The following is a 24,848-nucleotide window of genomic DNA, read 5'->3' as shown; positions in this document are numbered from 1 at the left end:
AAGATTTTGACTCAACCCGATGTGGTTGATTATTTTTAATGGTCAATCTGATACAATATCGCCAATTTTCCATATTGATCAGATCTGATCTTTTGCACTGCGAGTTTTGCAGTAGGTGTCTTTCATGAGTTTTAAAGAAGAATTAGCGACACAGGTCGCTCAGCGACGTACTTTCGCTATTATTTCCCACCCCGATGCCGGTAAAACCACAATGACAGAAAAACTGTTGTTATGGGGACAGGCGATTCAGGTTGCAGGTATGGTAAAAAGCCGTAAATCTGATCGTGCGGCAACGTCTGACTGGATGGAAATGGAAAAAGAACGTGGGATTTCGATCACCACCTCTGTTATGCAGTTCCCGTTTAAAGACAAGATGATTAACTTGCTCGACACCCCAGGGCATGAAGACTTTTCTGAAGATACTTACCGTACATTAACCGCTGTTGACTCTGCGCTTATGGTGATTGATGGTGCAAAAGGTGTCGAAGATCGTACGATCAAATTGATGGAAGTGTGTCGTATGCGCGACACGCCGATTATTTCATTCGTCAACAAAATGGACCGTGAAATTCGTGAGCCATTAGAACTGCTAGATGAAATCGAAAACGTTTTAAAAATTAAATGTGTTCCGATTACTTGGCCACTGGGCACAGGTCGTGACTTTGCCGGTGTATTTAACCTACTCGAAGAAAAATTCTACGTTTATAAGGCAGGTTTCGGTTCAACAATTACGGATATTGAAGTCCGTGATGGCTATGACTATGCAGATTTGCGTGAAAAAGTCGGTGATCTCGCTTGGGCTGCATTTGAAGAATCATTGGAATTGGTTCAAATGGCCAATGAACCTTTAGACCGTGATGAATTTTTGGCAGGTCGTCAAACGCCAGTGTTGTTTGGTACGGCACTCGGTAACTTTGGTGTAGACCATGTTTTGGATGCATTTAGTCAATATGCGCCTGAACCTAAAGCACATCCAACTCAAGACCGTAAAGTTGAAGCGACTGAAGAAGGCTTCACTGGTTTCGTCTTTAAAATTCAAGCCAATATGGATCCAAAACACCGTGACCGTATTGCATTCATGCGTATCTGTTCAGGTAAGTATGAAAAAGGCTTAAAAATGAAACATGTGCGTCTAGGTAAAGATGTGCGTATTAGTGATGCTTTAACGTTCCTTGCTGGTGACCGTCAGCACCTTGAAGAAGCATGGCCGGGCGACATTATCGGTTTGCATAACCATGGTACGATTCAGATCGGCGATACCTTCACTTCGGGTGAAGATTTACACTTTACCGGTATTCCGCACTTCGCCCCTGAAATGTTCCGTCGCGTGCGTTTAAAAGATCCATTGAAGTCAAAACAGCTACAAAAAGGCTTAAAAGAACTTTCAGAAGAAGGGGCGACTCAGGTCTTTATGCCGCAAAACAGTAACGATTTAATCGTGGGTGCTGTGGGTGTACTTCAGTTTGAAGTTGTGGCTTATCGTCTGAAAGAAGAATACAAAGTTGATTGTATTTATGAGCCTGTAAGTATCAATACCGTACGTTGGGTATCGTGTGATGACGAGAAAAAATTCAACGAATTTAAGAAAAAAGCACACGACCAATTGTCTGTCGATGGCGGTGGTCATTTAACTTATCTTGCACCAAGTCGTGTGAATTTACAGTTAATGCAAGAACGTTATCCGGATATCGTGTTCAGCAATACACGTGAACACTAAGTTGTTCTTTTACAGAAATAAAACAGCTTCTTCGTGAAGCTGTTTTATTTTGTGGTAGAGTTTTTAAATCCATACATTACGCAATCATTTGGTCGTTTAGGACATCATGAAAATATTCAAGGATGCTACAGTTTTTGCACTTTTGGGGAGTGTTTTGCTGCTCAGTGCATGTGATTCAGGAAAAGAAAACAAAGCGACAAAGCCGGCCGATGATGGCGCTTCTGAAGCGGCCGTGATCAATCCAGATGTTTTGCCTTATTTAAATATCCAAGAGCAAGCCGCTAAAATTGCCAAACCGTTTTGTGAAAATAAAAGTTGTATTGATTTAGAGATACAAACCATTCAGACCGTAGATACGTGGTTGAATAGCTGGATTGAAAAGAATCAGGCGAGCGTCGTACAAGATCAGATTGCACTAAAGCAGAATATGAATCTCCAACAAGCTGTCGATGCGTATGTGAAAAAATCAGATGCTTGGCAGGCCGAGTTTAAAACCAATAAAGCCTATGAATTGGCGATGTACACACGAGTTCCATATCAACGGAATCAATATGTGCTGCTGCAAATCGGTGTCGATACCAAACAGGAAAATATCACGGTCAAAGAGCGCTATTATTTTTTTGTGGCAGACCGTCGTGCGAAAAAAAATCTCAAACCCTTAGATATTATTGATGCAAAGCAGCAGCAAAATATGGATGCCATTGTGCAGCAAGCCTATGGCAAATGGTTAGATGAACAAGAGGTGGATGTCAAAAAATCGGCACCGAAAAAGCTCTATTGGGGCCAAGCAGATTGGTTCTTTGATCAAGAAGGTGTCGGTTTGCATTACCGTACAGATGAAATTATCAAAGATAGTACACAACTGGATATTTATCTCAGCAAAGCGCAAACACAACAAGTCTTGAAAGCTGATGTGTATCAGCATATGTTCTAAACAACGAAAGTATTTAATTTGATGAGATATTTACTGAGATAAATATCAATTATTCGAAATGAAAGGTTGAAGCAATGGTGCAAAAAAATAAAATTTGGGCAAGCTCAATATTGGCAGTTTCTGTTGCATTCACGGCGTGTCAGCCACAACAAGCTGAACCTGAAAAAAAGCCGGATCAAGCCAAAACTGAACAGCCAGATTTGAGTGCAAAACTGATTGGTGATGCGGAAAAATTACAACTGAATTTACCTGAATGTGATGGCGGGGTCTGTCCTGAAATTTCAGTTGAACGCTTAAACAGTAATCAAGCCTTTATTGATGAATTTATTGATGCGGAAATTTTAAAACAGTTGGGAGAGATCCTGTCTGTTTCGCCTTTAGAAGATAAAACGCTGAGCAAAGACGCTCCCGCTGCAAGTGAAGTACCTGCAGCGTCTGAAGCAAAATCTGCTTTGGCAAAGGTTGAAACGCCCAAATTAAAATTGGAAAAAGCCACGCAGCCTTATATGCAAGCATTTTTAAATTTAGATAAAGAGTTGAAATCTTTAAGCGCCAATCAGCAAATCAGTTTGATGATTAAACCTAAAATATTGAATGCTGAAAAACCCTTGGCAACAGTGGTTTTAAATACCAGCTCATATTTAGGTGGGGCGCATGGTTCTTCTGCACAGCAATATTATAACTTCGATTTAAGCACTCAAAAATTGGTACAGCTCAATGACATATTGCTGCCCAATCAACGTACTAAACTTGAAAAGCTGGGCTATGAAGTCTTTAAAACTTGGGTGAAAGATGCCAAGTTGGCGGACAATGTTCAAGAATATGAACAGATTTGGAAATTTAAACTGTCTGATAACTTTTATCTAAGTCAGCAAGGTCTAATTTTGCAATATGCCGAATATGAAATTGGGCCATATGTGGCGGGTTTACCACGTTTGACCATTCCGTATGATCAATTGCAAAGTATCTTGAAAAAGCAATATCTACCAGTAGTTGAAGCTGCTGAAGCCTCAGCCGTAAAAGCAAATTAATTAGTTCAATGACTTACTCACTGTTTGATACGCATACGCATTTTGATGTTCCTGATTTTGACGTTGATCGGGAACAGTTGGCGCATGCTGCCAAACAGGTGGGTGTCGATGCTTTGGTATTGATTGGTTTTGTGCAGTCACGTTTTCACGATTTGCTGCAAACCCAAGAGTTTTTAGCTCGTTTATCCAATGCTCCCAAAAGCTATTTAGCCCCCGGCTTACATCCGTTTTATATTGAGCAACATCGTACAGAACATTTGTTCGATGTGGAACAGCTGCTAAAGCAGCATGATTGTGTCGCTATCGGTGAAATAGGTTTAGATACCTTTTTGAAACAGCATAAACAGCCCGAACTTTTTCAAAAGCAGCAGCAGTATTTTTCCGCACAACTTGAATTAGCACAGCAGTTTGATAAACCCATTTTGCTGCATATTCGCAAATCCCATGCGGAGGTGCTTTCGATGTTGAAAAAGCATCAATTTAAGCTCGGTGGTATCGCACATGCATTTAGTGGTGGTGTTGAAGAAGCGAAGGCATTTACCAAGCTAGGTTTTAAAATTGGTGTAACGGGGCAAATCACCAATCCCAATGCAAAAAAATTACATCAAGTGGTTCAGACTTTAGGGGCGGCACATTTGGTCTTAGAAACCGACTGTCCCGATATGACACCCTTATGTTGTCAGCATTCGACGGAAGGGCGTACTCGTAATACGCCGGTCAATTTGCCCTATGTCTTGCAGGGTTTGGCTCAGAGCTTAAACCGTACTGAATCTGAGATTGCACAGATCTTATGGAGAAATTCATTACAAGCATTGCATTTGGACGTTTAAGCGGCAACAAATATTGACGCTGCTTGATTGAATCAGGTTTTCTCCACATTGTTTATACAATGATGGTTTTCTAAAAAAAGGCGCATTATGCAATTTCTAAAATGCTTTAGACTTGGCATTATGCTGTTAAATTATTTTGAGTGAGTTTCACATGGCACAAGGACTATTGGCTGGCAAACGCTTTTTAATCGCGGGTATTGCAAGTAAGTTATCAATCGCATTTGGTATTGCGCAAGCTTTACATCGCGAAGGTGCAGAACTGGCTTTTACATACCCAAATGAAAAATTAAAAAAACGTGTAGATGATTTTGCTGAACAATTTGGTTCAACTTTAGTTTTCCCATGTGATGTCGCAGTGGACGCTGAAATTGATACCGCTTTTGCTGAACTTGCTAAACATTGGGATGGTCTAGATGGTGTTGTGCATTCAATTGGTTTTGCACCGGCACATACTTTAGATGGCGATTTCACTGATATTACCGACCGTGAAGGTTTTAAAATTGCTCACGACATCAGCGCATATAGCTTTATTGCGATGGCTCGTGCGGCAAAACCTTTATTGGCTGCACGTCAAGGTTGCTTATTGACGCTGACTTACCAAGGTTCTGAACGCGTAATGCCAAACTATAATGTTATGGGTATGGCAAAAGCGTCACTAGAAGCAGGCGTACGTTATTTGGCAACAAGTCTTGGTGCTGAAGGTATTCGTGTAAATGCGATTTCAGCAGGTCCGATTCGTACCTTAGCGGCTTCAGGGATTAAATCTTTCCGTAAAATGTTAGACCTAAATGAAAAAGTCGCACCGCTTAAACGCAATGTCACCATTGAAGATGTAGGTAATGCAGCATTGTTCCTTTGCTCGCCTTGGGCAAATGGTATTACAGGTGAAATTTTGTATGTTGATGCTGGCTTTAATACTGTAGGTATGAGCGCTGATCTAATGGCAGATGCTGAGTAATTTGCTCCTCCCTTTTTAAAAGGGAGGGGGGGAGGGATTTTGTTAAGTAGAAGTAAATCCCCCTCATTCCCCCTTTTAGTAAAGGGGGAAGCTAAAAGGTAATAAAAAAGACCGCTAAAAGCGGTCTTTTTTAGATTTAAAGATAAGCGATTAAGCTTGGCCTTCAGCAGCAGTTTGCGCACGTTGCAAATTCGCTTCGAATTCAGCATCGAAGTTAATTGGTGTAAGCAATAATTGTGGGAAGCTGCCTTTAGTCACCATATCGTTCACTGCTTCACGTAGGAATGGGAACAAGATATTTGGGCAGTAAGCACCAAGAATGTACGGAAGACGTTCTTCTTCAACGCTATCGATCAGGAAGATACCTGCTTGAGTAACGTCAACGATAAATGCAGTGTCACCCGCATTGTTTGCTTGAACGACAACTTTGAGTGAAACTTCGAAGTGTGTTGGATCAACTTTTTCTGCAGAAGAAGAAAGGTTGATATTTAGTTCAGGCTGCCATTCTTTAGTAAATACTTGAGCCCCAGGTACTTCGAAAGAAATATCTTTAGTATAAATACGCTCTAATGCCAATTGTGGTTGAGCTTGTTGTTCTTCACTCATTGTTTATTCCTTAATATGAGGTGACGATTTATGTTTAAAATTAAGATAGCATGCCGTCGAGTTTGCCTTCACGCTCTAAAGCATAAAGTTGGTCAAAACCGCCAATAAACTGATCATTAATAAAAATTTGAGGAACGGTACGGTGGTTGGTGCGTTGCATCAATTCAACACGTACTTCAGGCGCTTCATTGGATAAATTAATTTCTTTATAAGCCACGCCTTTACGCTCTAGGAGCTGTTTTGCACGAATGCAGTAAGGACATACAGTTGTTGAATAAATCGTAACTTCAGCCATGTTAATCTCCTAAGAAGCGCTTATTTGCTTTTAACTAAAGGTAAGCCTTGAGCTTTCCAGTTGCTAATGCCGCCGTCTAAACGGTATGCATCTGCATGACCGACTTGTTGCAATGCAGAACCTGCCACTTGACCAAGGTTACATACAAAAACCAACGGGCGATCAGAAGTTTTTAACTCTTCAATGTGTTTTGTAATTTGGCTATATGGAATATTACGGCTACCGCTAATATGACCTTCGCGGAAGTCTTTCGCATCACGTAAGTCAATCAATTGAGCATTTTTAGCTTTAACTAAAATCCCTAAAGATTGAGGTGAAATTTTGCGACCATTACGCTGGCCTTCAAGAATAAAGAACAGCACGACCAATACAGCCAGCGTTCCAAATAAGAAGGGGTGATTCCCCATAAATTCGAACCAACGTTCCACAATTCACCTAACTACAATTTTAAATTGCCAAGAGTATAGCCCATAAATATGGTGATCAAAATCACCCCTTCAAGGGCATGAACAGAATAAAAATTAATTTTTTTGCTGCGCTTCCGTGATTTCGTCGATCAGACGTAAATAACTGTCTAATCGGCGCGGCAAAATTTCGCCATTTTGAGCCGCCATTCTAAGCGCACATTGCTTTTCATGTTTATGCGTACAGTTACGAAACTGACAATAACCCAAATGTGACTCGATCTCAGGGAAACCTTGCTGAACTTTTTCCAATTCTAGGTGCCATAAACCAAATTCACGGATTCCAGGTGAATCAATCAATGCAGAACCTTCACCAAACGCAATTAAGCGCGTAGAGGTGGTGGTGTGCTGACCGAGCGCGGAGTTTTCCGAAATAATATTGGTTTTTTGCGCAGCATCCGGAACAATGGCATTAATTAAAGTACTTTTACCAACCCCAGACTGACCTACAAATGCGACAGTTTCACCAGAAAGTCGAGCAGAAAGTGCGCTTAAGTCACCATCAGATTGGGTTTGCATAACCTCATAGCCCAAGTCACGATATTCTTGTAATAGCGTTAAGATCGGATCATTGTCTTTAAGCAAATCGGATTTATTTAAGACCAATAAAGCTGGAATATCGGCATCTGCACAGGCCACCAAATAGCGGTCAATCAGGCCTGGCGCTGGCTCAGGAAGTGGTGCAAATACAATCACAATCAGGCTGACATTGGCTGCGACAGGTTTCACTTTGTGATAACGGTCAGGGCGTGTCAGTAAAGATTGGCGTGGATGAATCGCGGTAATAATCCCCAAACCTGTGATCGGGTCAGCTTGCCATTTGACACGGTCACCCGTCACCAATAATTCGAGATTGGTACGGGTATGGCAGCGCCAAACACTGCCTAATTCGATGGGTTTCCAATGTGGTTCAGGTTCACCAGCTTGCACAATAGGTTTTTCAGGATGTTGGTCGGGTGTAGACAGCGCTTGAACTTCAAGTTGACGACCATAATGTTGGACGACCAAGCCTTCCAAATCTGCAGAAGTATCGATTTCTTCCTGACGAGATTTATGTTGCTTCTGAATGCGACGTTGCTGCTGTTCAGTCAGTCGGCGCTTACGAATTAAAGCCATTCATATCCTAAAAAACCATGAAAACTAGATGGCAAAAATAGCATGAAAGCAGGGTCTATTTACAGCGCAAGCCCAATAAATTTGCTACTATGTTCATTTTTACAGCCTAATAAGATTGCACATTTATGAGCAGCACACCTGATACACGCCTGATTTGGATTGACCTTGAAATGACAGGTCTAGATACAGATAACGACCAGATTATTGAAGTTGCAACAATTGTGACGGATGATAATTTAAATATTCTGGCGGAAGGGCCTGTGCTTGCGGTACATCAGTCTGACCGTGTGCTCAATGCGATGGATGAATGGAATACTCGCCAACATGGTCAATCAGGCCTAATCGAACGTGTACGTCGTAGTAAATTGACAGCACAAGATGCTGAACAGCAAACTTTAGAATTTTTGAAAAAATGGGTGAATCCAAAATCATCACCAATGTGTGGTAACTCAATTTGCCAAGATCGTCGTTTCTTACATCGTTTAATGCCTGAAATGGAACAATACTTCCACTACCGTAATCTTGATGTATCATCAGTGAAAGAATTGGCGAAACGCTGGCGCCCAGAGATCATGGGTGGCTTGAAAAAGAATGCCTCGCATTTGGCGATGGATGATATCCGTGACTCCATTGCAGAGCTTAAATACTACCGTGAATATTTCTTTATTATGAATAAAGACTAAGGTTGTAAGATTGAAAAAGAGGCGAAAGCCTCTTTTTTTAGCGCTACTTTCTCAACTTTTCTGCATTGAGTTTTTTGAGGTTTAATGCCTCGAAAACTACCCATAAACACAACATAATTATAAATTGTTGTTCACTTTCATAGTGTGCAAAAGCCACCAATGCGAACAGAGTGAGAAATAGAATTCGGATGATATTGCTTAGATTCAAATTTTTCTTTTGATATATCACGATCAGTGTGGCGTAGGCCAAAATAAGTAGGGTATTCAGACACAATAAAATAGAAAAAAACATGGCGATCCTACATAGGCGGATAACAATATTATTTGAGTTTTAGTATAAATTTTAATCGAAATTATTGTGCTTATTTTCATTTGTTGGATCAAGCCATCTGTGTGATAGAAATATTACCGCAGTCAAAATGAAGGAGTTTTGTTAGAATGGCGCTTCTGTTTCCTGCTTTTGTACTTTTATGACTGAACTGCTCCAAGATGATGAATATGACCGCCGTTTTGCTGGCGTAGCCAAAATATATAGTGATGAAAGTTTTCATCATTATGAAAAAAGTCATGTCATGGTGATCGGGATCGGTGGTGTAGGCTCATGGGCGGTAGAAGCTTTAGCACGTACAGGTATTGGTGAGCTAACCTTGGTCGATATGGATGTGGTTGCTGCATCGAATATCAATCGACAATTGCCTGCCATGAGCACGACACTGGGACATGAAAAAATTGAAGTGATGGCAGAGCGCTGCCGTGCGATTAATCCCCGAATCAAAATAAATTTGATTGATGATTATCTTACGCCTGAAAATGTCAAAGAAATTTTGGCAGGTGCTCCTGACCTAATTTTAGATTGCATTGATGATGTGAAGGCAAAATTTGCCTTAATGCTACATTGCCGTTTTAATAAAATTCCGTTGATCGTTTCGGGTGGAGCAGGGGGTAAACTTGATCCGCTGAAAATCCGAGTCGCAGATTTATCAAGAACAGAGCAAGACCCGATGTTAGCTAAATTGCGCACACAATTACGCGGCAAAGGCATTTGTAAAAAGCCGAAAGAAAAGTTTGGGATTACCTGTGTTTATTCGATTGATAATCCATTTTCCAGTGCTGATGTTTGTCCAAGTGCGGGCTTACGTTGTGGTGGATATGGTTCAGCAGTAGTGGTGACGTCCAGCTTTGCGATGGTGGCTGTGTCAGAGGTGCTCAAAAAACTTGATGCAAAACGAGCAAAAGCATGACAGTTATCTCATTTTGAAAAAAATAAAGCACCGAATTCGGTGCTTTTTTTGTATATAGAATTAAAATCAGACACAATGTTGGAATAATTAAAATATTGATTTTTTTGGGGCGAGTATGTGGTTTTTACTGATACTAATTTTGGGGATGGGAGTACTTGCGTTTTGGATGTGGAAAAGACCCGATCCAGTAAAACGTGATCAGGCTAAAGCGGTTGGGCATGACTTGTGGATAGACCAATTAGATGCACAGCTGAAATTTGCAGAACGTTTAATGCTTGATGCACCAACCGACTATGCGCGTGCCTATGAGTTGTATCAAAATTTGGCCAAACAGCATGAAATTCCACAGGCCTATGTCGCTATGGGGCAGATGCATTTACAAGGTTTAGGCCGAGAAGTCAGTGTGGAAAATGCGCTGGCTTTATTGGAAAAAGCCAATAGTTTAGGCAGTGATGATGCTGCATATGTGTTGGGGCAAGTTGAAGAAGGTATCTATGGCGGTGTGCCCAATCTTGAAAAAGCACAATATTGGTATCGACATGCGATTTCACGCGGTCATTTGGATGCACAATATCGACTCGCTGAACTAAACCCAGAAGATCAGACACATGCCGAGCAGCAACATTTAGATTTGTTGCAAAAAAATGCGGACAATGGACATGCCAATTCACAGTATCAATTGGCACAGTTCTATTTAAACCAAGCCACGCCAAATATTACTTTGGGAGTGGAATATTTACTGAAAGCTGGCCAACAAGACCATATGGCGGCTATTCAGCAATTGCAGCAATTCTATGCACAAGGAAAGTATCTTGAGCAAAATGATGAAAAGTCATTGCAATATTTAAAGCGAGGATTGCTACTCGGGCACCAGCAGCAGTTGTATGAATATTATCAAGCGGTGTTGATGGGTAAAATCGACGTCGATCAGCGTCAGCGGGTTTATCATGATCTTTTGCAGCAGGCCAAAGAGCACAAAGTTGCAGCAGCCAGCCGATTATTAGGCATTGCACATTTTCATGGTTGGTATTTGGAGAAGCAGGAAACTTTAGGTTTTCGCTTTCTGACCGAAGCTGCTCAACTTAAAGATGCTGAAGCGATTAGTCTTATTGCCGCACTGTATTTTGAAAAGTATTTGGTTAGTGATGATCCGCAAAAAGCATTTGAGTTATATCAAACAGCGTATCAATTCAAACCCTTATTCATTAACCAAGTCGGTTTGGCCCTATGCTGTCTACACGGCGTCGGTGTTGAGCGAAATATCAAGCAAGCGCAGCAACTTTTAGTTGAAGCGGCAAGACACTTAAATGATATGTCCATTACGTGTGTCGCCGATCAAAACTATGTGATTGGACGGTTTTATGCATTGCCAGAATATCCTTTAGCACATCGTGATCAGTGTCTGAGTTATCTGGAAAAAGCCGCAGAACAAGGTTCGCAGGATGCTGCTTGGTATCTCTACCGTTTAGCCGTGGACAATATCTTGCCTGATCTACAATTTGATGATGCTCAAACACAGCGGGCATTGTTGAAAGCGGCAAAATTAGGTCATTCTGATGCACTCACGCAACTGGGTGTGGTTAATTTAAAAGGACAATGGGGAACACAAGACTTCCAACAAGCATTGCAGTATTTCTCGCAAGGGGCAGCATTGGGAAATGTGACTGCCTTGTACCAGCTTGGTGAAATGTCAGAACATGGTTTGGGTGTGCAGCAAGATTTATCCCAAGCGCATAGCTATTATGTACAAGCGGCTCAGGGGATGAATGCTGCGGCATTAACGCGATTGGGTTATTTCTATATTCATGGCATGGGCGTAGAGCGTGATCTTAAAATTGCACAGCAATATTTGGAAAAAGCGGCCTTGCAAGGCTATGTCGAAGCACAAGAACAATTGGAGAATATTCACGCATTTTTAAATACTAATTAATCGTGATGCAAGGCAGTAAGGTGGTATGAAGAGACCTGAAGTTTAGTTTGATGGTCTCTACATTTTTTTAATGCAGAAATAAATAGAGTAAAAATAACATAAAGAATTGATGTAGAAATTTGAATTTTTACTTACATAAAACCCAAAAAAGCAGGCAGATTATGCCTAGAAAAATATGAGTTTTTTTGATTAAATACCCCGCATATTTTATAAAAATCTGATTTTAGATAATAACGATGCTGAACAATATATATTCTGCACTTGAGAAATTGGGCATTAGTCCACAAAAACGTGCCTTGCATATTCAATTTTCCAATACCACGCTGAATGAACAAGTATTCTTGCAACGTATTGATGGGGAACATGCCTTAAGTGAAGGTTTGAATGTTCAGCTCATCTGTCTCTCAACTTCTGCCACGCTCGAACTGAAACAATTTATTGGTACGCAAGTCGCAATCGATCAGGTAACCGATGCGGGTCAACTTTTTCGTATTACCGGGATCATTACAGAAGCATTTCAAGGCCAAAGTGATGGTGCATTAACGCTATATAAGTTGACCTTAGAAGATGCAACGGCATTGTGGCATAAGCGTCGTAATAGCCGTGTGTTTATGAATAAATCGGTCAAAGATGTGGTCGAGATTATTTTTAAGGAATGGCAAAAAAAGAGCCCACTTTTTGCAGCGAGCTTAAGTTTGGACTTAAGTGGCTTAAAAAAAGAGTATGACGTTCGACCATTCATGATGCAAAGTAATGAAACCGACTATGATTTTATTACCCGCTTATTACGCAGTGAAGGCATTCATTGGTTGGTTGATGAAGCTCAATCTTTTGTAACATCGTCTGCGGCACCCATCGCAGCCCAAAAGCTACGTTTGATTGATGATAATAGTCAATATCAAGCTTTGGAGCGACGTAATATCCGTTTTCATCGCAGTAGTGCGACTGAAAAAAATGACAGTATGACCAGTTTTATCGGTCAGCGCAGTCTGCAGCCGACGTCGGTACATGTGCAGCGGTGGCAGGCGGATGTGCTTGAACAGGACGAGGGGGGTGGTGCAGTACAAAGCAAGCACCTACATAGTCAAAATCAAGATAATGCGAGCTTAAGCTTAGAGCAGGCATGGCATGTGAGCCCTGCATGGACGCAAGATCTGAATGGTGAAGATGCTGCAACTGCCTCTAATAGTGCTCAAGTTGAACGTCTCAATCAAAATTTTAGTGATTATTATGCGGCTCAAGCCAAACAATTTATTGCTAAAAGTACCGTGCGTGATACACAAGTTGGTTACTGGTTCAAATTGGATGAGCATCCAGAGATTGACCAGCATCGTGGGGCCGATCAAGAGTTTTTGATTTTATCCAAGTCTTTTTATAACCAAAATAATTTACCTAAAGACTTAACTGATCAAGTCACCCAGCTGATTCATCAGAGTCAGTGGCAAGTCAAACAAAGCGAGGCGGATGAACGCCAAGCCAATACCTTGGCTTTACAACGTCGAAATATAACGACCGTCCCTGAATTTAATCCACTTACACATCGACCAGTAACACATCCCCAACGTGCCAAAGTTGTGGGGCCTGCCGGTGAAGAAATCCATGTTGATGAATGGGGGCGGATAAAAGTTCGTTTTCTGTTTACCCGTTCTGATGATCATGGCCATGATGGCGGTGCAGGTGCGAATAATAACGACACAGACTCGGCTTGGGTTGATGTGTTGACCCCGTGGGCCGGCGAAGGTTATGGCGCACGCTTCTTACCTCGAATTGGTGAAATAGTCGTCGTTGATTTCTTTGATGGCAACATTGACCGACCTTTTGTTGTGGGGCGTATTCATGAAGCGCAGCGTAGTCCCACTAAATTTGACAATAAAGGACAATTACCCGATACCAAAAAACTCGCGGGAATTCGCTCGAAAGAAGTGGCGGGAGAGGGTTTTGGTCAATTACGCTTTGATGACACCACGGGGCAAATTAGTACCCAGCTGCAAAGTAGTCATGGTGCGAGCCAACTGAACCTCGGTAAGCTCAGTCATCCAAAAGATAAAGCAGAAAGTGAAGATCGGGGTGAAGGTTTTGAGCTGCGGACCGATCAATGGGGAGCGGTTCGGGCTGGACAAGGTTTATTGGTGTCGACTTATAAACAGGAAAAGGCCAATGGTGAACATTTAGATGCAGAGATTGCAAGAACACAGCTGGAGACGAGTCATAGTAATAGTAAGTCTTTAAGTGATATTGCAAAACAACAAAAAACAGATGAAATTGAATCTGTTGAACAGCTAAAAGCTTTTGCCAGTGAAATAGAAAAAGATATCGCTAAATTTAAAAAAGCCATTCTTTTACTTAACTCAGTGGATGGTATTGCACTGAGTACACCAGAGGATATTCATTTATCTGCAACAGGCATGATCAACCAAATTGCCGGTGATAGCATTAACCTGAGTACGCAAAAAAATATTGTGGGACAAGCTTTAGGTAAGGTTAGCTTATTTGCAGCTCAAGGTGGTATTAAAGCAATAGCAGCGCAAAGTAAAGTCGAAATTCAGGCACAGTCTGATGCTTTGGATATTTTGGCAAAAAAAGGAATTACGATTTCTTCTACTGAGGACAAAATAGAGATTAGCAGTCCTAAAGAGATTGTGATCACAGGAGCTTCTTCCCAAATTACTTTAAATGGCTCGGGAATTTTTGCTAAGACAGGCGGTAAATTTGAAGTAAATGCAGGGCAGCATCTATTTAAACCAGCATCGAGTGCTAGCAAGTCTGCACAACTTCCTGCTTCTAATCCGATGAAAGGGGCCTTAGAACTGCTTAAGAGCTATGGTGGTCAAGATTTCTTTAGCGGAACTGGATTTAAAGTGATTGATGCTTTGGGCAAGCAAGTTACAGGAAAATTAGACGGCAATGGCTTTGCTCAAGTAACGGGTATTGCACCAGGACCGGCTAAAGTTGAGTTTGACAAAGATCCTCGAAGTGCTTGGGATTCAGCGAGTCATTTTAAGCGTGACTATCAATGGGCAGAAAACGTTGTACCGGGAGCTTCAGACTTGATTCAGAATGCACTCGGGTCGTTGGGGCAAAATTTAACTTCACAGCTTAAAGATAACTTATTCAATTTAAATGCAGATTCTTTAAAAAATATAGGAAAAAATGCATTAAAAGATGTTGGTGGACAAGCGTTAAATCAATTTAAAGACCAAGTCACCAACTCTGCACTATCTGCAATTTCATCGAAACTCAACTTGGGGCTTTCTGCTTCACAAATGGCAAGTTTGGGTCAGGGGGCACAAGGCTTATCCAGCGTATTAGGTGGAAGTGGAATGAGTAACGGCATCGTTTCTGGGTCAACTGCTGCCGCAGTTCAGAACTCTCAAGCAACTATTGATAAGGATATTGTGGGTCGTAAAATTTCTTATTCTACACGTGCATTGACCTACACAGAAACGATTCGAGAAGGTGCGGTAACACCCATGAATGTAGCAGCTGCACCCGTGGCAGTGCCTAAAGTTACTGAAATAAAAGTAGCAGAAGTTGCACCTGCACCAGTGATACCTGTCCTTGCCAGTGACGATGATTGGGTAGATAGGAAGCAATATTCAAGCCCTTATCTCACTTATAGCGAAACTACACGACCGAAAAAGAACAATGGTTAGCATTTGCTAAAGCTAGCGTCAAACACAGTTTTAAATATTTAGAATTTGAGTAATAGGTTTTTACATGACAACTGATCAAAATGTTCAAAAAGAACAACAGACAATAAATAAGCCAGCCGTAGAACTGGCAATTTTTAATTTAGAAAGTGTGACGCATACTGAAGATCATAAATTTATAGCCCATCAAATTCAGGATTATTTAAAAGCGTGTGGTAATACAAGTTTAGAGCAGTTAAAAGCCAAAGCAAATGTCCCTACTGTAGCCAATATTTTTGCACTTTCAGGTGCAGTGTTGGACTTACTATTATTTGCTACCGAGCAAGAACAGGGTGATGCTGCTGTGCAAAAATCTGCTTTGCTGAGCATGAACCTGATTGGCTTATATTTAGAGCCAAAAGCTGAAGCGCATGTACGTATGGCATTACGTCCTTTGTTGGGGCTAATGGCTGAAAAGCTCTATCCAGAAAATGGCAAAATTCAAGAGGCCGATCTTCGCCGTATGTCTTTGCATCTGAATGCACAGATTGCAGGGGATTTAGAAAAGTTTCTGACTGAAACACAGGCCAAACTTCCCGCATTATTAAGTGGCGCAACAACTTTAGGCACGTCTATTCTAAATACTTTTGCAGCGCCGATTCAGTCAGGACTGGTTTCACCCACTATTAGTTTTGGTGCAACTGCGGAAAAGCGTGATCCGACAGAACAATTTAGCAATTGGGCAAAACCGCTGATTGATTTAAGTAAAACTAGCGCACTTGCCAATATGCTGCCTAAAATAAGGAAAGAACAAACAGGCACGCTGCTACAAACTCAAGCAACTCAGGCATTGAGTTCATTTCCAAATGAAATTCAACGTCAAGCTAACGCAGGTCTAAAATACAGTTTGGCATGGCTAATTCAAGAAACCTTAAAAGCCATTAAAACGCAAGGTAACAAAGCCAATGCCAGTGTGCCGATTAATCAAACTGGGGAACATGAGCAGCACACCACAGGGGATACTTTAGAGTTTGTGACGCTGCAGGCCGATGCACTGAATAATCCGCCTTGCCAAGGGGCTGACTCGCAGTCTAAGCACAGTATCAGCTATTCTATCGGTGCTGAACGGGTCAATCATACCGATTTTTATTTACCTAAAGTGGGTTTCAGCTTTAGCCGTCAATATAACTCGCAAATGCATGAGTTTGACCAAAGCCTCATGGGTGCGCGTTGGATGATGCCTTTTTCGAATGTCATTTGCCAAAATAAAAATGGCTACTTATTTATAGACAGCAATGGCCGCAAGCATCAGCTGCCTGCATCAATTGTGTATGAGGCTTATACGGTGCCTTATGAAGGCTTTAGTATAGAACCATTAGAAAATGAAGACTTGCTGCTGAATTTTGGTTCAGCGTGGAGTTTTCATTTCCATAGCTTTAATGGCGGAAAACACTATCAGTTGATTCAGCAATTTAATGAAGAAACAGATGAAAAAGTTGCTTTAAGTTATATTTTGTTTGAGCAGCAGGCTTATCTACAAGGCATTGATTTTCAATTGAAACGAGGCAAGCATCAGCTCAAGTTTGCCTTTAATGATCAAGTAAAAGTTATCGCTGCTTTTGTGGATGAACAGGCAGAGCCAGTTTCACGCTATGAATATGATACGCAAGGTAATTTAATTCAGGCAGTGGATCAAAATGGCCATGTACGCAGCTATGAATATAATGATGCGCATCAGCTGACCCGTTATACCGACCGTACTGGTCGTGGGCAAAATATCCGTTATGAATCAAAAGAGGCGAATGCCAAAGCCATCGCAGAATGGGCAGATGATGGTAGTTTTAAAACACGTTTGGAGTGGCACCCGAGACTGCGCCAAGTTGCTGTGTACGATGCTTATGATGTGCCAACCTATTACTACTTTGATTTAGATGGTTTTACCTATCGCACACGCTTAGCCGATGGCCGTGAAAAATGGCTATCGCGTGACAGTCAAAAACGTATTACCCGTCAAATTGATTTTGCAGGCCTAGAAACCGAACAAGTTTATAACGAGCAAGATCAGTTGGTTAAAATCGTACAGCCGAATGGAGGCATCATCCGTTTTGCCTATGATGAAGCAGGAAATTTGACGGAAACTAAAGATCCAGAAGGTCATATTTGGAAAAAAGAATACGATGCAGACGGTAATGTAACGAAGGAAATTAATCCTTTAGGTTATAGCACGCAATATAAATACAACAACGATAATCAAGTTGTAGAAATCATTGATGCCAAAGGCGGCTCTAAAAAAATTCAATACAATGATTTGGGGCAAATGACCGCATATAGCGATTGTTCAGGTAAAGAAAGCGCATGGGAATACGATGAAGAAGGCGCACTGACGGCCCAGCAGTCTGCTGCTGCGCAGCAAATCAAATATATCTACAGCTCAGAAGGTAAAGACAAAGGTCAGCTTAGAGCAATTGTCTATCCTGATGGTTTAAAGGAACAATTTGAGCATGATGAAGAAGGGCGCTTGCTGAAGCATACGGATACCAAAGGTTTAAGCACGCAGTACCGTTATAATGCTGCGGGTTTGCTCGAACAGCGTATAGATGCGAACCGTCATCAAATTGGCTACCAATGGGATCAGCTAGGCCGTATTCAAAAGCTGATCAATCAAAACCATGCAGAATATTTATTTGAATATAACCGTTATGGTCAATTGACACGTGAACAGGCCTTCGACGGCGAAGAAAAATATTATAGCTACAATGAAAACGGTCAGCTGTTCCAAATCCGTCAGCCGAATGTGTTTACTCAATTTGCATATTTTGCTGATGGTGCAATCGCTTCAAAAACTTATACCCATGCACAAACTCGTGTAAGTCAAACAGAAGAATTTGAATACAACCTGAATCATCAGTTGAGTAAGGCGACGAATAAAGACAGTCAAATCGATTTTTATCGCAACGCGCTTGGCCAATTGGTCCGTGAGCATCAGTATTATAAAGTGCCGCATTTAACTCCGCTGACGGCTGTGCTGCGTTATGAATATGATGTGCTGGGAAATTTAACTCAAACGATTCGCCCTGATGGACAGGTTCAAAGCAATTTGAGTTATGGTTCAGGGCATATTTATGGCATTGCGTTAAATAAAAAAGACATGGTGGCATTTCAGCGCGATGATTTACACCGTGAAACTGCGCGGATGCTCGCCAATGGATTGGTTCAAACCAAAAATTATAATGATGTGGGTTTACTCAGTTCGCAGCTGATTCAGCCAGAGCAAGAGACTTTAGGGCGAGTACAGCATCAGGCGGAACGGCAGTATCATTATGATCAAAATTATCTACTCACGCAGGTGGACGACAGCCGTTTAGGCAAGCTGAATTATCAATATGATGCGGTTGGCCGTTTGATACAGAGTCAAAGTGTGCATAAAACGGAAAGCTTTACTTTTGACCCTGCGGGGAATTTAATTGACCCGATTGCCACGCAGGCGTCTCAAGTGAAAAGTAATTTGATCGCTCAATATCAGGGTAAAAACTATAAATACGATGCGCAAGGCAATGTGATTGAAAGCAGCCATGCAGGTAAAACATTAAAACTGACGTGGGATAACCTGAACCGTTTGATCCAAAGTGAGCTTAATGGTCAGGCGACTGAATATGGTTATGATGTATTTGGAAGGCGTTTATACAAGAAAAATCAAAATGCGCAAACCCTGACCTTATTCGGCTGGGACGGTGACCTGATGATTTGGGAGTCACAGCAATCTAATGACGTTGAAGAAAACTACACTAAGCATTATGTCTATGAACCGCAGAGTTTTGTACCGCTGCTGCAAACGGGCTATACAGGTTTTATCAAGCTTCTAGAAACCCCAGATTACACTCAATTTCAGCATGAAGATTATTCGGTTTATAAAGATCCGCTATGGAAAACGGAAACACGAAAAAATAAAGCTGAATTGGAACGAGTGCTTTTTTATCACTGTGACCAAGTTGGCACACCACAAACATTAACTAATGAATTAGGTGAGTGTATTTGGGAAATTAAGCAGAATGTATGGGGTGACGCTTTAGAAATAAAGGCTTCTCATAATTTACTTGAGCAAACCAATATTCGTTTCCAAGGGCAATATTACGATAGTGAAACTGGCTTACATTATAACCGTTACCGTTATTATGAGCCGCATAGTGCGAGATATGTAAGTAAAGATCCGATTGGACTAGCTGGCGGACTTAATAATTTAGCTTATGTAAGTGATCCGAATCAGTGGGTAGATGCGTTGGGGTTGGCGAAAGTATTTATTCATCCCGATGGGACATATTCCGATAGGTATGTGCCTGGAAGTAAAGGTTTAAATTCTGAAGCTCAGGAATACATTGCCAAACTTAACCAACGTTCAAGTACACAAGCTACATCTAAAAATAAATCATCATCTTATAAATCATCAGATTATAGTAATAAAGCTAGTCAGGATTATCGTAATGCTATACAACAAAATAAAGCAGCATTTGAAACTTTGGATCGTGGAAGTAAACAACTGGAAAAGATATCAAAGGGTACAAATAAAATTAATAGTAATCAACAACCTGATTTTAAAGGCTATAATTTTCTGGAAAAAACCCAGAAGTGGGTTGGTGAAAAAAGGGATCAAATACAAAAAGGTCATGAAAACTTTGGAAAGTATAGTCCAACTGGTATAGCTAGAGATAGAGAGTTAGATCATATTGATAGAGTTGCAAAATGTATATTAGAAAATAAATGTACCTTAGACTATGCAGTTTGTTCAGGTGGAATGGGGCCATTATCTACAGGAGCTGTAGTTAACTTACATGATGGTAGCGTGTATTTAACAGGAAGCGTTAGTGGAACATCTATTCCAAATGAAGTTACTAAAATGCTAAATACGAAAAACTTGTCGCCATTTCAATTGGCAAAGGGAATTTCTCAAAGTGTGGCAGCTAAAGGTGGGAGCTGTAGTTTTGGCACTATTACTAATAAATCCCAAGCAGATAGAGCGGATATAGCAGAATTTGTTAACAGATGGTTACCTGGTAAGAGTGTTACTACATCTGTTGGATTTTTTGGTGTTGTTGGTGGTGTGACTGTTCCACATACTCAAAAATGGTTTGACCCAAATGCCCAAATTGGAATTGAGGTGGGTGGCGGTAGCCCAAGAATTGATATGTCGGAAGGTGTAACTTCAAGTCAGCGTATTTATCAAATTGAATTTTTAAATAAGGCTAATAGAAAATGATTTTTTCAAAACTAAGTTTATTATTAATGAGTATTTTTATATTAGTATCTTGTACAAATACAAAAGTTACTAAAGAAGGGGAGTACTTTAAAACAATTACTTATAAATTCTTTAAAGATTTTGAACCCAATGAAGAGGTCTTAATAGATAAAATTGATAATAAATATTCAGTGACTCAAATAAATAAGTCTGATCTTTCCTTAAGTGATTTTAAACAGATTGATAATAAATTAAAAAAAGATGGGTGGAGAATAATATCAGCTAAAGATAAATTTTTTGAATATTGTTTTGGTGAGAAAATTTATTTGGGTGCACTATTTCCAGAAAAAGAAAAATATAGAAATTTTGCAGGTAATGAAGTTTTACCATTTAATCAAAAAAAATGGCTAGTCATTATGTCGTATAGTGAAGGAAAAGTAAATTATTGCCGCAATGATGAATTGGAAAATATAGAGTTGGAGGATTTATGATAACTTATTTATAATTTTTTTAATAGGTTTATTTGACTTTATTAATTACATAAAAATTTTAAAGATAGGTTATCCATGACTTAATCTTATTCAAGTATTAACTTGGTTATGAGGTCGGTCTAATTCTGTGTATTTGTTTAACATGGCTATAAGTGTATGGATTTCATTAGGATGACTGAGAAAGAAATTTTTAGCTAATTTGTTGCTTAATATTTTGATATAAATAAAATCTTAATATATTTCTAGAATGGTATGTAAAAAGAAAAAGCCTCTCTAGGCTTTTTTAATATGAATTAAGGTAATTGTGGAAAAAGTACTACACTTAATCCCTGCACCAACGTTACATAATCATTGTATTAGCTTTTTATTTGTTGATTTAAAATTGAAGCATAAAAATCGTGTATTAAGTCTGTAAACCACAGAGTTTCGTACCGTTACTGCAGACAGGTTATACCGGTTTTATCAAGCTTTTAAAAATCCCTTACTATGCTCAATTTCAGCATGAAGAATATCGTTTTATAATGATCCCATATGGAAAAGGGAAACACGAAAAAATAAAGCTGAATTGGAACGGGTGCTTTTTTATCACTGTGACCAAGTTGGTACACCACAAACATTAACTAATGAATTAGGTGAGTGTATTTGGGAAATTAAGCAGAATGTATGGGGTGACGCTTTAGAAATAAAGGCTTCTCATAATTTACTTGAGCAAAGCAATCTTCGCTTCCAAGGGCAATATTATGACGGAGAGACAGGATTACATTATAACCGTTACCGTTATTATGAGCCTAAGAAATTTTAAAGCACTGCTTTAAAATTACGCAAGGCAAGGTATGTGAGTAATGATCCGATTGGGTTGCTAGAAGGCTTACATAATACTAAATATGTAAGTGATCCTAATCAGTGGGTAGATCCGATGGGGTTGATGGGTGGGAAAGATAATGGATTATTTTGGTTAACTGATTCTGCCAGCGAGGAAAGCAACAATCAAATTAAGAATATGGTGCAACAATCTAGAAATAATCCAAATAATAAAACCCAACTAGAATTAATACAAAGTGATGCGGAAAAAGGGAGGGTTTTAAGAGCAAATACGCCTGCTGTAAGTCCTACAGAAAGTCAAAGAAATGATTTTCCTGTAATCAATAATAGTAGAGGTAGCAGTAACGGTGGAGTATTAGCAAAATTACTTCCAAATACTATGTCACCTTTGGCTAAAGATCCGCAACTCGCTCAGGATTTAAAGGCTCAAGGTGCTATGAGAAATAATAACCTAGGAGCTGTAGCCGTAGCGGGTTATGCCCCTTATGCTATTGTAGGTGGAAAAGAGGCAGCACCAGTGGTTTTAAAAGTAGGTCGAGAAGGAATAAAAAGTATACCGAGTTTATCGAAAACGGCTTTACAAAATGCGAAAAATATATCGGCAACGCCAGTGGGACAGGCTGTGGTAAAAACAACTGGTGGTAGTGTACTGGTGGATAGTAGTTTACAAGCAAAAGATATGTATAAATGTAAATGTTTACAATGGGATGGATCTAGATCTTTAGTTGCCGTAGGTACGGGAGCTGCTTTTGGAGCTTGGGGGGGGGGGGCGATGGCACAAACAGCTAAAGTTCCATTTGTTGGTACAACGGGTGTGCCTACAGCCATTGCTGGAAAAAATACTGGTGGATTAGTAATTTGGGCAAATCAATTTGCATTACAACAAACATCATCTAGAGCAATTAATAGTAGCACCTCTGATGATAAGAAGCAGGATAAATAAAATGTTAACAATTCTAGTTGAAGTAATTTTATCATTTTTTATATCCAATTATGAATCTGAAAATTATCCTTATCTAGCAGGTTTCATAAAGGGAATAGTTTTAGGTATATCAGCTTTCCTCTTGGGGATGTTGATTGATGTTATTAATGATAAAATTATGGAAACACATTTGATAATATTATATTTCATTACTTGCATTGGTATAGGAATAATAGGAGGGCTATTTTTTATGTTTTTTACTTGGTTCACTAAAAAATAATACTAATAACATAAACGCTTGGTGTGACGGTTTTAAAAGCATAAAGGAACCGATTAACTGCACAAAAGACATAAATTTGACCTACAGTTACTTTTAAAAGGCTTTGTTGCACAAAGATTTGAAATACAAAGCCCCCCCTAATTGAGCCAAATTTAAGGCGTAACTTGGGTAAGTGGTCGACCTAATTCCGTAAATCTGTTGAGCACTGCTCCACGTGCATGGATCTCATTCACTTGGCTATCAAAACTCCTTGCAAAGAGTTTATCTCCTAATAATTTAATGCAATGCATCTTAGTTTCAACCAAACTTCGCCGATGATAGCCTGACCATTTTTTCCATAGTGTCCGGCCTAAACGTTTAATTGTTCGAAATAATTCATTCCCTCTAGCGAGCTACTCTTTGTATCTTTCCATGGTTTCGCATTTTTTCTAGGTGGAATCACCGCATCCTCTTGCCGATCTGCAATGACCTGACGGCATTGCTTGGTGTCATAAGCTCCATCAGTATAAACAGAGTCAATCCGCTCATCTTGTGGAATCTGATTAAGTAAATCGCCAAGCACCTGTGAATCACTGACATTATTGGTTGTAAGCTGAACTGCTCGTATTTGTAGGGTTTTAGTATCTATACCAATATGAAGTTTACGCCATTGGCGACGATATTCAGGTCCATGTTTCTTGCGCTTCCATTCGCTCTCACCTCGAAACTTCATGCCTGTAGAGTCCATGAGTAAATGCAGCCCATCGCTACTTTTTTGTTAGCTGATTACAATATCAATATGCTTTTGTCTTCTACAAAGCGTGGTGTAATCTGGAGCTATCCAATTTAATCCGCAAATTTTAATCAGACTTTGCATAAAGCCAGTAACCATACGTGAAGACAGACGAAATAAGGATTTAATTATTAAGCAGCATTGGATGGCTGCGTCGGAGTAGGTTTGATTTCGCCCTTGTTTGCCTTTTGATGGCGCATACCATTGCGTAGCAGGATCAAACCAAAGGGCAATATTTCCGCGACTCATGAGTGCTCGGTTATATGCGGGCCAATTGGTTGTGCGGTAGATTTTGTGTGTAGGTTTCTTCATTTGAAAATTATATCGCTGAAAAAGCCTTTACAGATAGGTTTGTTCAACAAAGCCATTGTACTCCCTCAAAATTTTGATCTAGTAAATTTTTTAATATTCTTTTCTGCGATTTTTACTTTTTATTTATGTATATTATTAAAAGTTCCGCAGCTTCGTTAATATATCTCAGTGAAAACTCTGAACAAGTTTTTGATCTGTATGGCTTTAAAAATCCTCAAGAAATATATCTATTTACTGCACGACATGAAGATACATCAGAGAAATTAATTTTAGAGTCTATTTACGATTATCGAAAAGTTATTAAAGATGATCCTTATCCTGAGGATTATTCTGATAAGAAATGAAAAAGTCTATTTTATCTTTAATTGCATATTTTGCCCAAGATAATGATATCCAAAAATGGATTCGTAAATGTTTATTATCAACGGATCAAAGTATAATTAGGTTTGATACTATTCAACGGCTTTGTTGCATAAAGGCTTTAAAGATAGAGTTTCCCTAAGTAACTCAAATTTAAGTGACAACTTGGGTATGAGGGCGACCTAATTCTGTGAATTTGTTCAAAACTGCTACACGTGCATGAAT

18 protein-coding genes and 1 pseudogene are annotated in these 24,848 nt (G+C 40.0%); 14 read left to right on the top strand and 5 right to left on the bottom strand.

All coding sequences use genetic code 11. The annotated features are described in order from the left end of the window. The first annotated feature begins 124 nt into the window (after positions 1-124). The 5 genes from FTU38_RS13080 (at position 125) to FTU38_RS13060 (ending at position 5,470) form a co-directional block, all read left to right on the top strand. A complete protein-coding gene (locus tag FTU38_RS13080) occupies positions 125-1,717 on the top strand; it encodes a peptide chain release factor 3 (RefSeq protein WP_078192693.1) in 1,593 nt (530 codons plus the stop codon). Between the two features lie 106 nt (positions 1,718-1,823). Further along, complete coding sequence (locus FTU38_RS13075) at positions 1,824-2,651, top strand: hypothetical protein (RefSeq protein WP_180010218.1); 828 nt, start codon at positions 1,824-1,826, stop codon at positions 2,649-2,651. 74 nt (positions 2,652-2,725) lie between these two features. Beyond that, the gene (locus FTU38_RS13070; RefSeq protein WP_168378435.1) at positions 2,726-3,682 is read left to right on the top strand and encodes an RsiV family protein; all 957 of its coding nucleotides are present in this window, start codon (positions 2,726-2,728) and stop codon (positions 3,680-3,682) included. Between the two features lie 8 nt (positions 3,683-3,690). Next, complete coding sequence (locus tag FTU38_RS13065) at positions 3,691-4,512, top strand: TatD family hydrolase (RefSeq protein ID WP_180111432.1); 822 nt, start codon at positions 3,691-3,693, stop codon at positions 4,510-4,512. 151 nt (positions 4,513-4,663) lie between these two features. Then, positions 4,664-5,470 (top strand): enoyl-ACP reductase, encoded by an 807-nt coding sequence (locus tag FTU38_RS13060; protein ID WP_078189642.1) that lies wholly within the window; start codon positions 4,664-4,666, stop codon positions 5,468-5,470. A 150-nt stretch (positions 5,471-5,620) separates the two neighbouring features. Here FTU38_RS13060 and secB read toward each other — a convergent pair whose 3' ends face one another. From secB to rsgA, 4 genes are all read right to left on the bottom strand, one after another. After that, positions 5,621-6,076, bottom strand: a complete 456-nt coding sequence (secB, locus tag FTU38_RS13055) for a protein-export chaperone SecB (protein WP_078189641.1) — start codon at positions 6,074-6,076, stop codon at positions 5,621-5,623. A 40-nt stretch (positions 6,077-6,116) separates the two neighbouring features. Further along, positions 6,117-6,371 carry a glutaredoxin 3 gene (grxC, locus tag FTU38_RS13050; protein ID WP_078189640.1) on the bottom strand — a complete coding sequence of 85 codons (255 nt, stop codon included), beginning with the start codon at positions 6,369-6,371 and terminating at the stop codon, positions 6,117-6,119. A gap of 20 nt (positions 6,372-6,391) precedes the next feature. Continuing rightward, positions 6,392-6,799, bottom strand: a complete 408-nt coding sequence (locus tag FTU38_RS13045) for a rhodanese-like domain-containing protein (RefSeq protein WP_078189639.1) — start codon at positions 6,797-6,799, stop codon at positions 6,392-6,394. Between the two features lie 93 nt (positions 6,800-6,892). After that, positions 6,893-7,951 carry a ribosome small subunit-dependent GTPase A gene (rsgA, locus tag FTU38_RS13040; protein WP_180004539.1) on the bottom strand — a complete coding sequence of 353 codons (1,059 nt, stop codon included), beginning with the start codon at positions 7,949-7,951 and terminating at the stop codon, positions 6,893-6,895. Between the two features lie 125 nt (positions 7,952-8,076). Between rsgA and orn the strand changes: the two genes are divergently transcribed. From orn to FTU38_RS13000, 9 genes are all read left to right on the top strand, one after another. Beyond that, complete coding sequence (gene orn / locus FTU38_RS13035; protein ID WP_067763591.1) at positions 8,077-8,634, top strand: oligoribonuclease; 558 nt, start codon at positions 8,077-8,079, stop codon at positions 8,632-8,634. Between the two features lie 470 nt (positions 8,635-9,104). Beyond that, on the top strand, positions 9,105-9,875 hold the full coding sequence (locus FTU38_RS13030; protein WP_180004537.1) for a ThiF family adenylyltransferase: 771 nt from the start codon (positions 9,105-9,107) through the stop codon (positions 9,873-9,875). 115 nt (positions 9,876-9,990) lie between these two features. Next, positions 9,991-11,805, top strand: coding sequence for a tetratricopeptide repeat protein (locus FTU38_RS13025; RefSeq protein ID WP_180111430.1), 1,815 nt, complete (start codon positions 9,991-9,993; stop codon positions 11,803-11,805). Positions 11,806-12,041: 236 nt separating this feature from the next. Next, the gene (locus FTU38_RS13020; RefSeq protein ID WP_180111428.1) at positions 12,042-15,458 is read left to right on the top strand and encodes a type VI secretion system Vgr family protein; all 3,417 of its coding nucleotides are present in this window, start codon (positions 12,042-12,044) and stop codon (positions 15,456-15,458) included. Between the two features lie 64 nt (positions 15,459-15,522). Next, positions 15,523-20,685 carry an RHS repeat-associated core domain-containing protein gene (locus tag FTU38_RS13015; RefSeq protein ID WP_180111425.1) on the top strand — a complete coding sequence of 1,721 codons (5,163 nt, stop codon included), beginning with the start codon at positions 15,523-15,525 and terminating at the stop codon, positions 20,683-20,685. After that, the gene (locus FTU38_RS13010) at positions 20,682-21,155 is read left to right on the top strand and encodes a hypothetical protein (protein WP_180010225.1); all 474 of its coding nucleotides are present in this window, start codon (positions 20,682-20,684) and stop codon (positions 21,153-21,155) included. Before FTU38_RS13015 ends, FTU38_RS13010 begins: the two co-directional genes overlap by 4 nt. 574 nt (positions 21,156-21,729) lie before the next feature. Beyond that, complete coding sequence (locus FTU38_RS17055) at positions 21,730-21,957, top strand: RHS repeat domain-containing protein (RefSeq protein ID WP_373683453.1); 228 nt, start codon at positions 21,730-21,732, stop codon at positions 21,955-21,957. A 33-nt stretch (positions 21,958-21,990) separates the two neighbouring features. Further along, positions 21,991-22,920, top strand: coding sequence for a hypothetical protein (locus FTU38_RS17050; RefSeq protein ID WP_373686436.1), 930 nt, complete (start codon positions 21,991-21,993; stop codon positions 22,918-22,920). Between the two features lies 1 nt (position 22,921). Further along, positions 22,922-23,179, top strand: coding sequence for a hypothetical protein (locus FTU38_RS13000; RefSeq protein ID WP_078192682.1), 258 nt, complete (start codon positions 22,922-22,924; stop codon positions 23,177-23,179). Positions 23,180-23,331: 152 nt separating this feature from the next. Here FTU38_RS13000 and FTU38_RS12995 read toward each other — a convergent pair. Next, a pseudogene (locus FTU38_RS12995) lies at positions 23,332-24,263 on the bottom strand (IS5 family transposase). Between the last annotated feature and the right edge of the window lie 585 nt (positions 24,264-24,848).

It is taken from the genome of Acinetobacter sp. YH12098 (assembly GCF_013419235.1).
GTDB classification, from domain to species: domain Bacteria; phylum Pseudomonadota; class Gammaproteobacteria; order Pseudomonadales; family Moraxellaceae; genus Acinetobacter; species Acinetobacter amyesii.
This window is presented reverse-complemented; position numbering and strand designations above follow the sequence as displayed.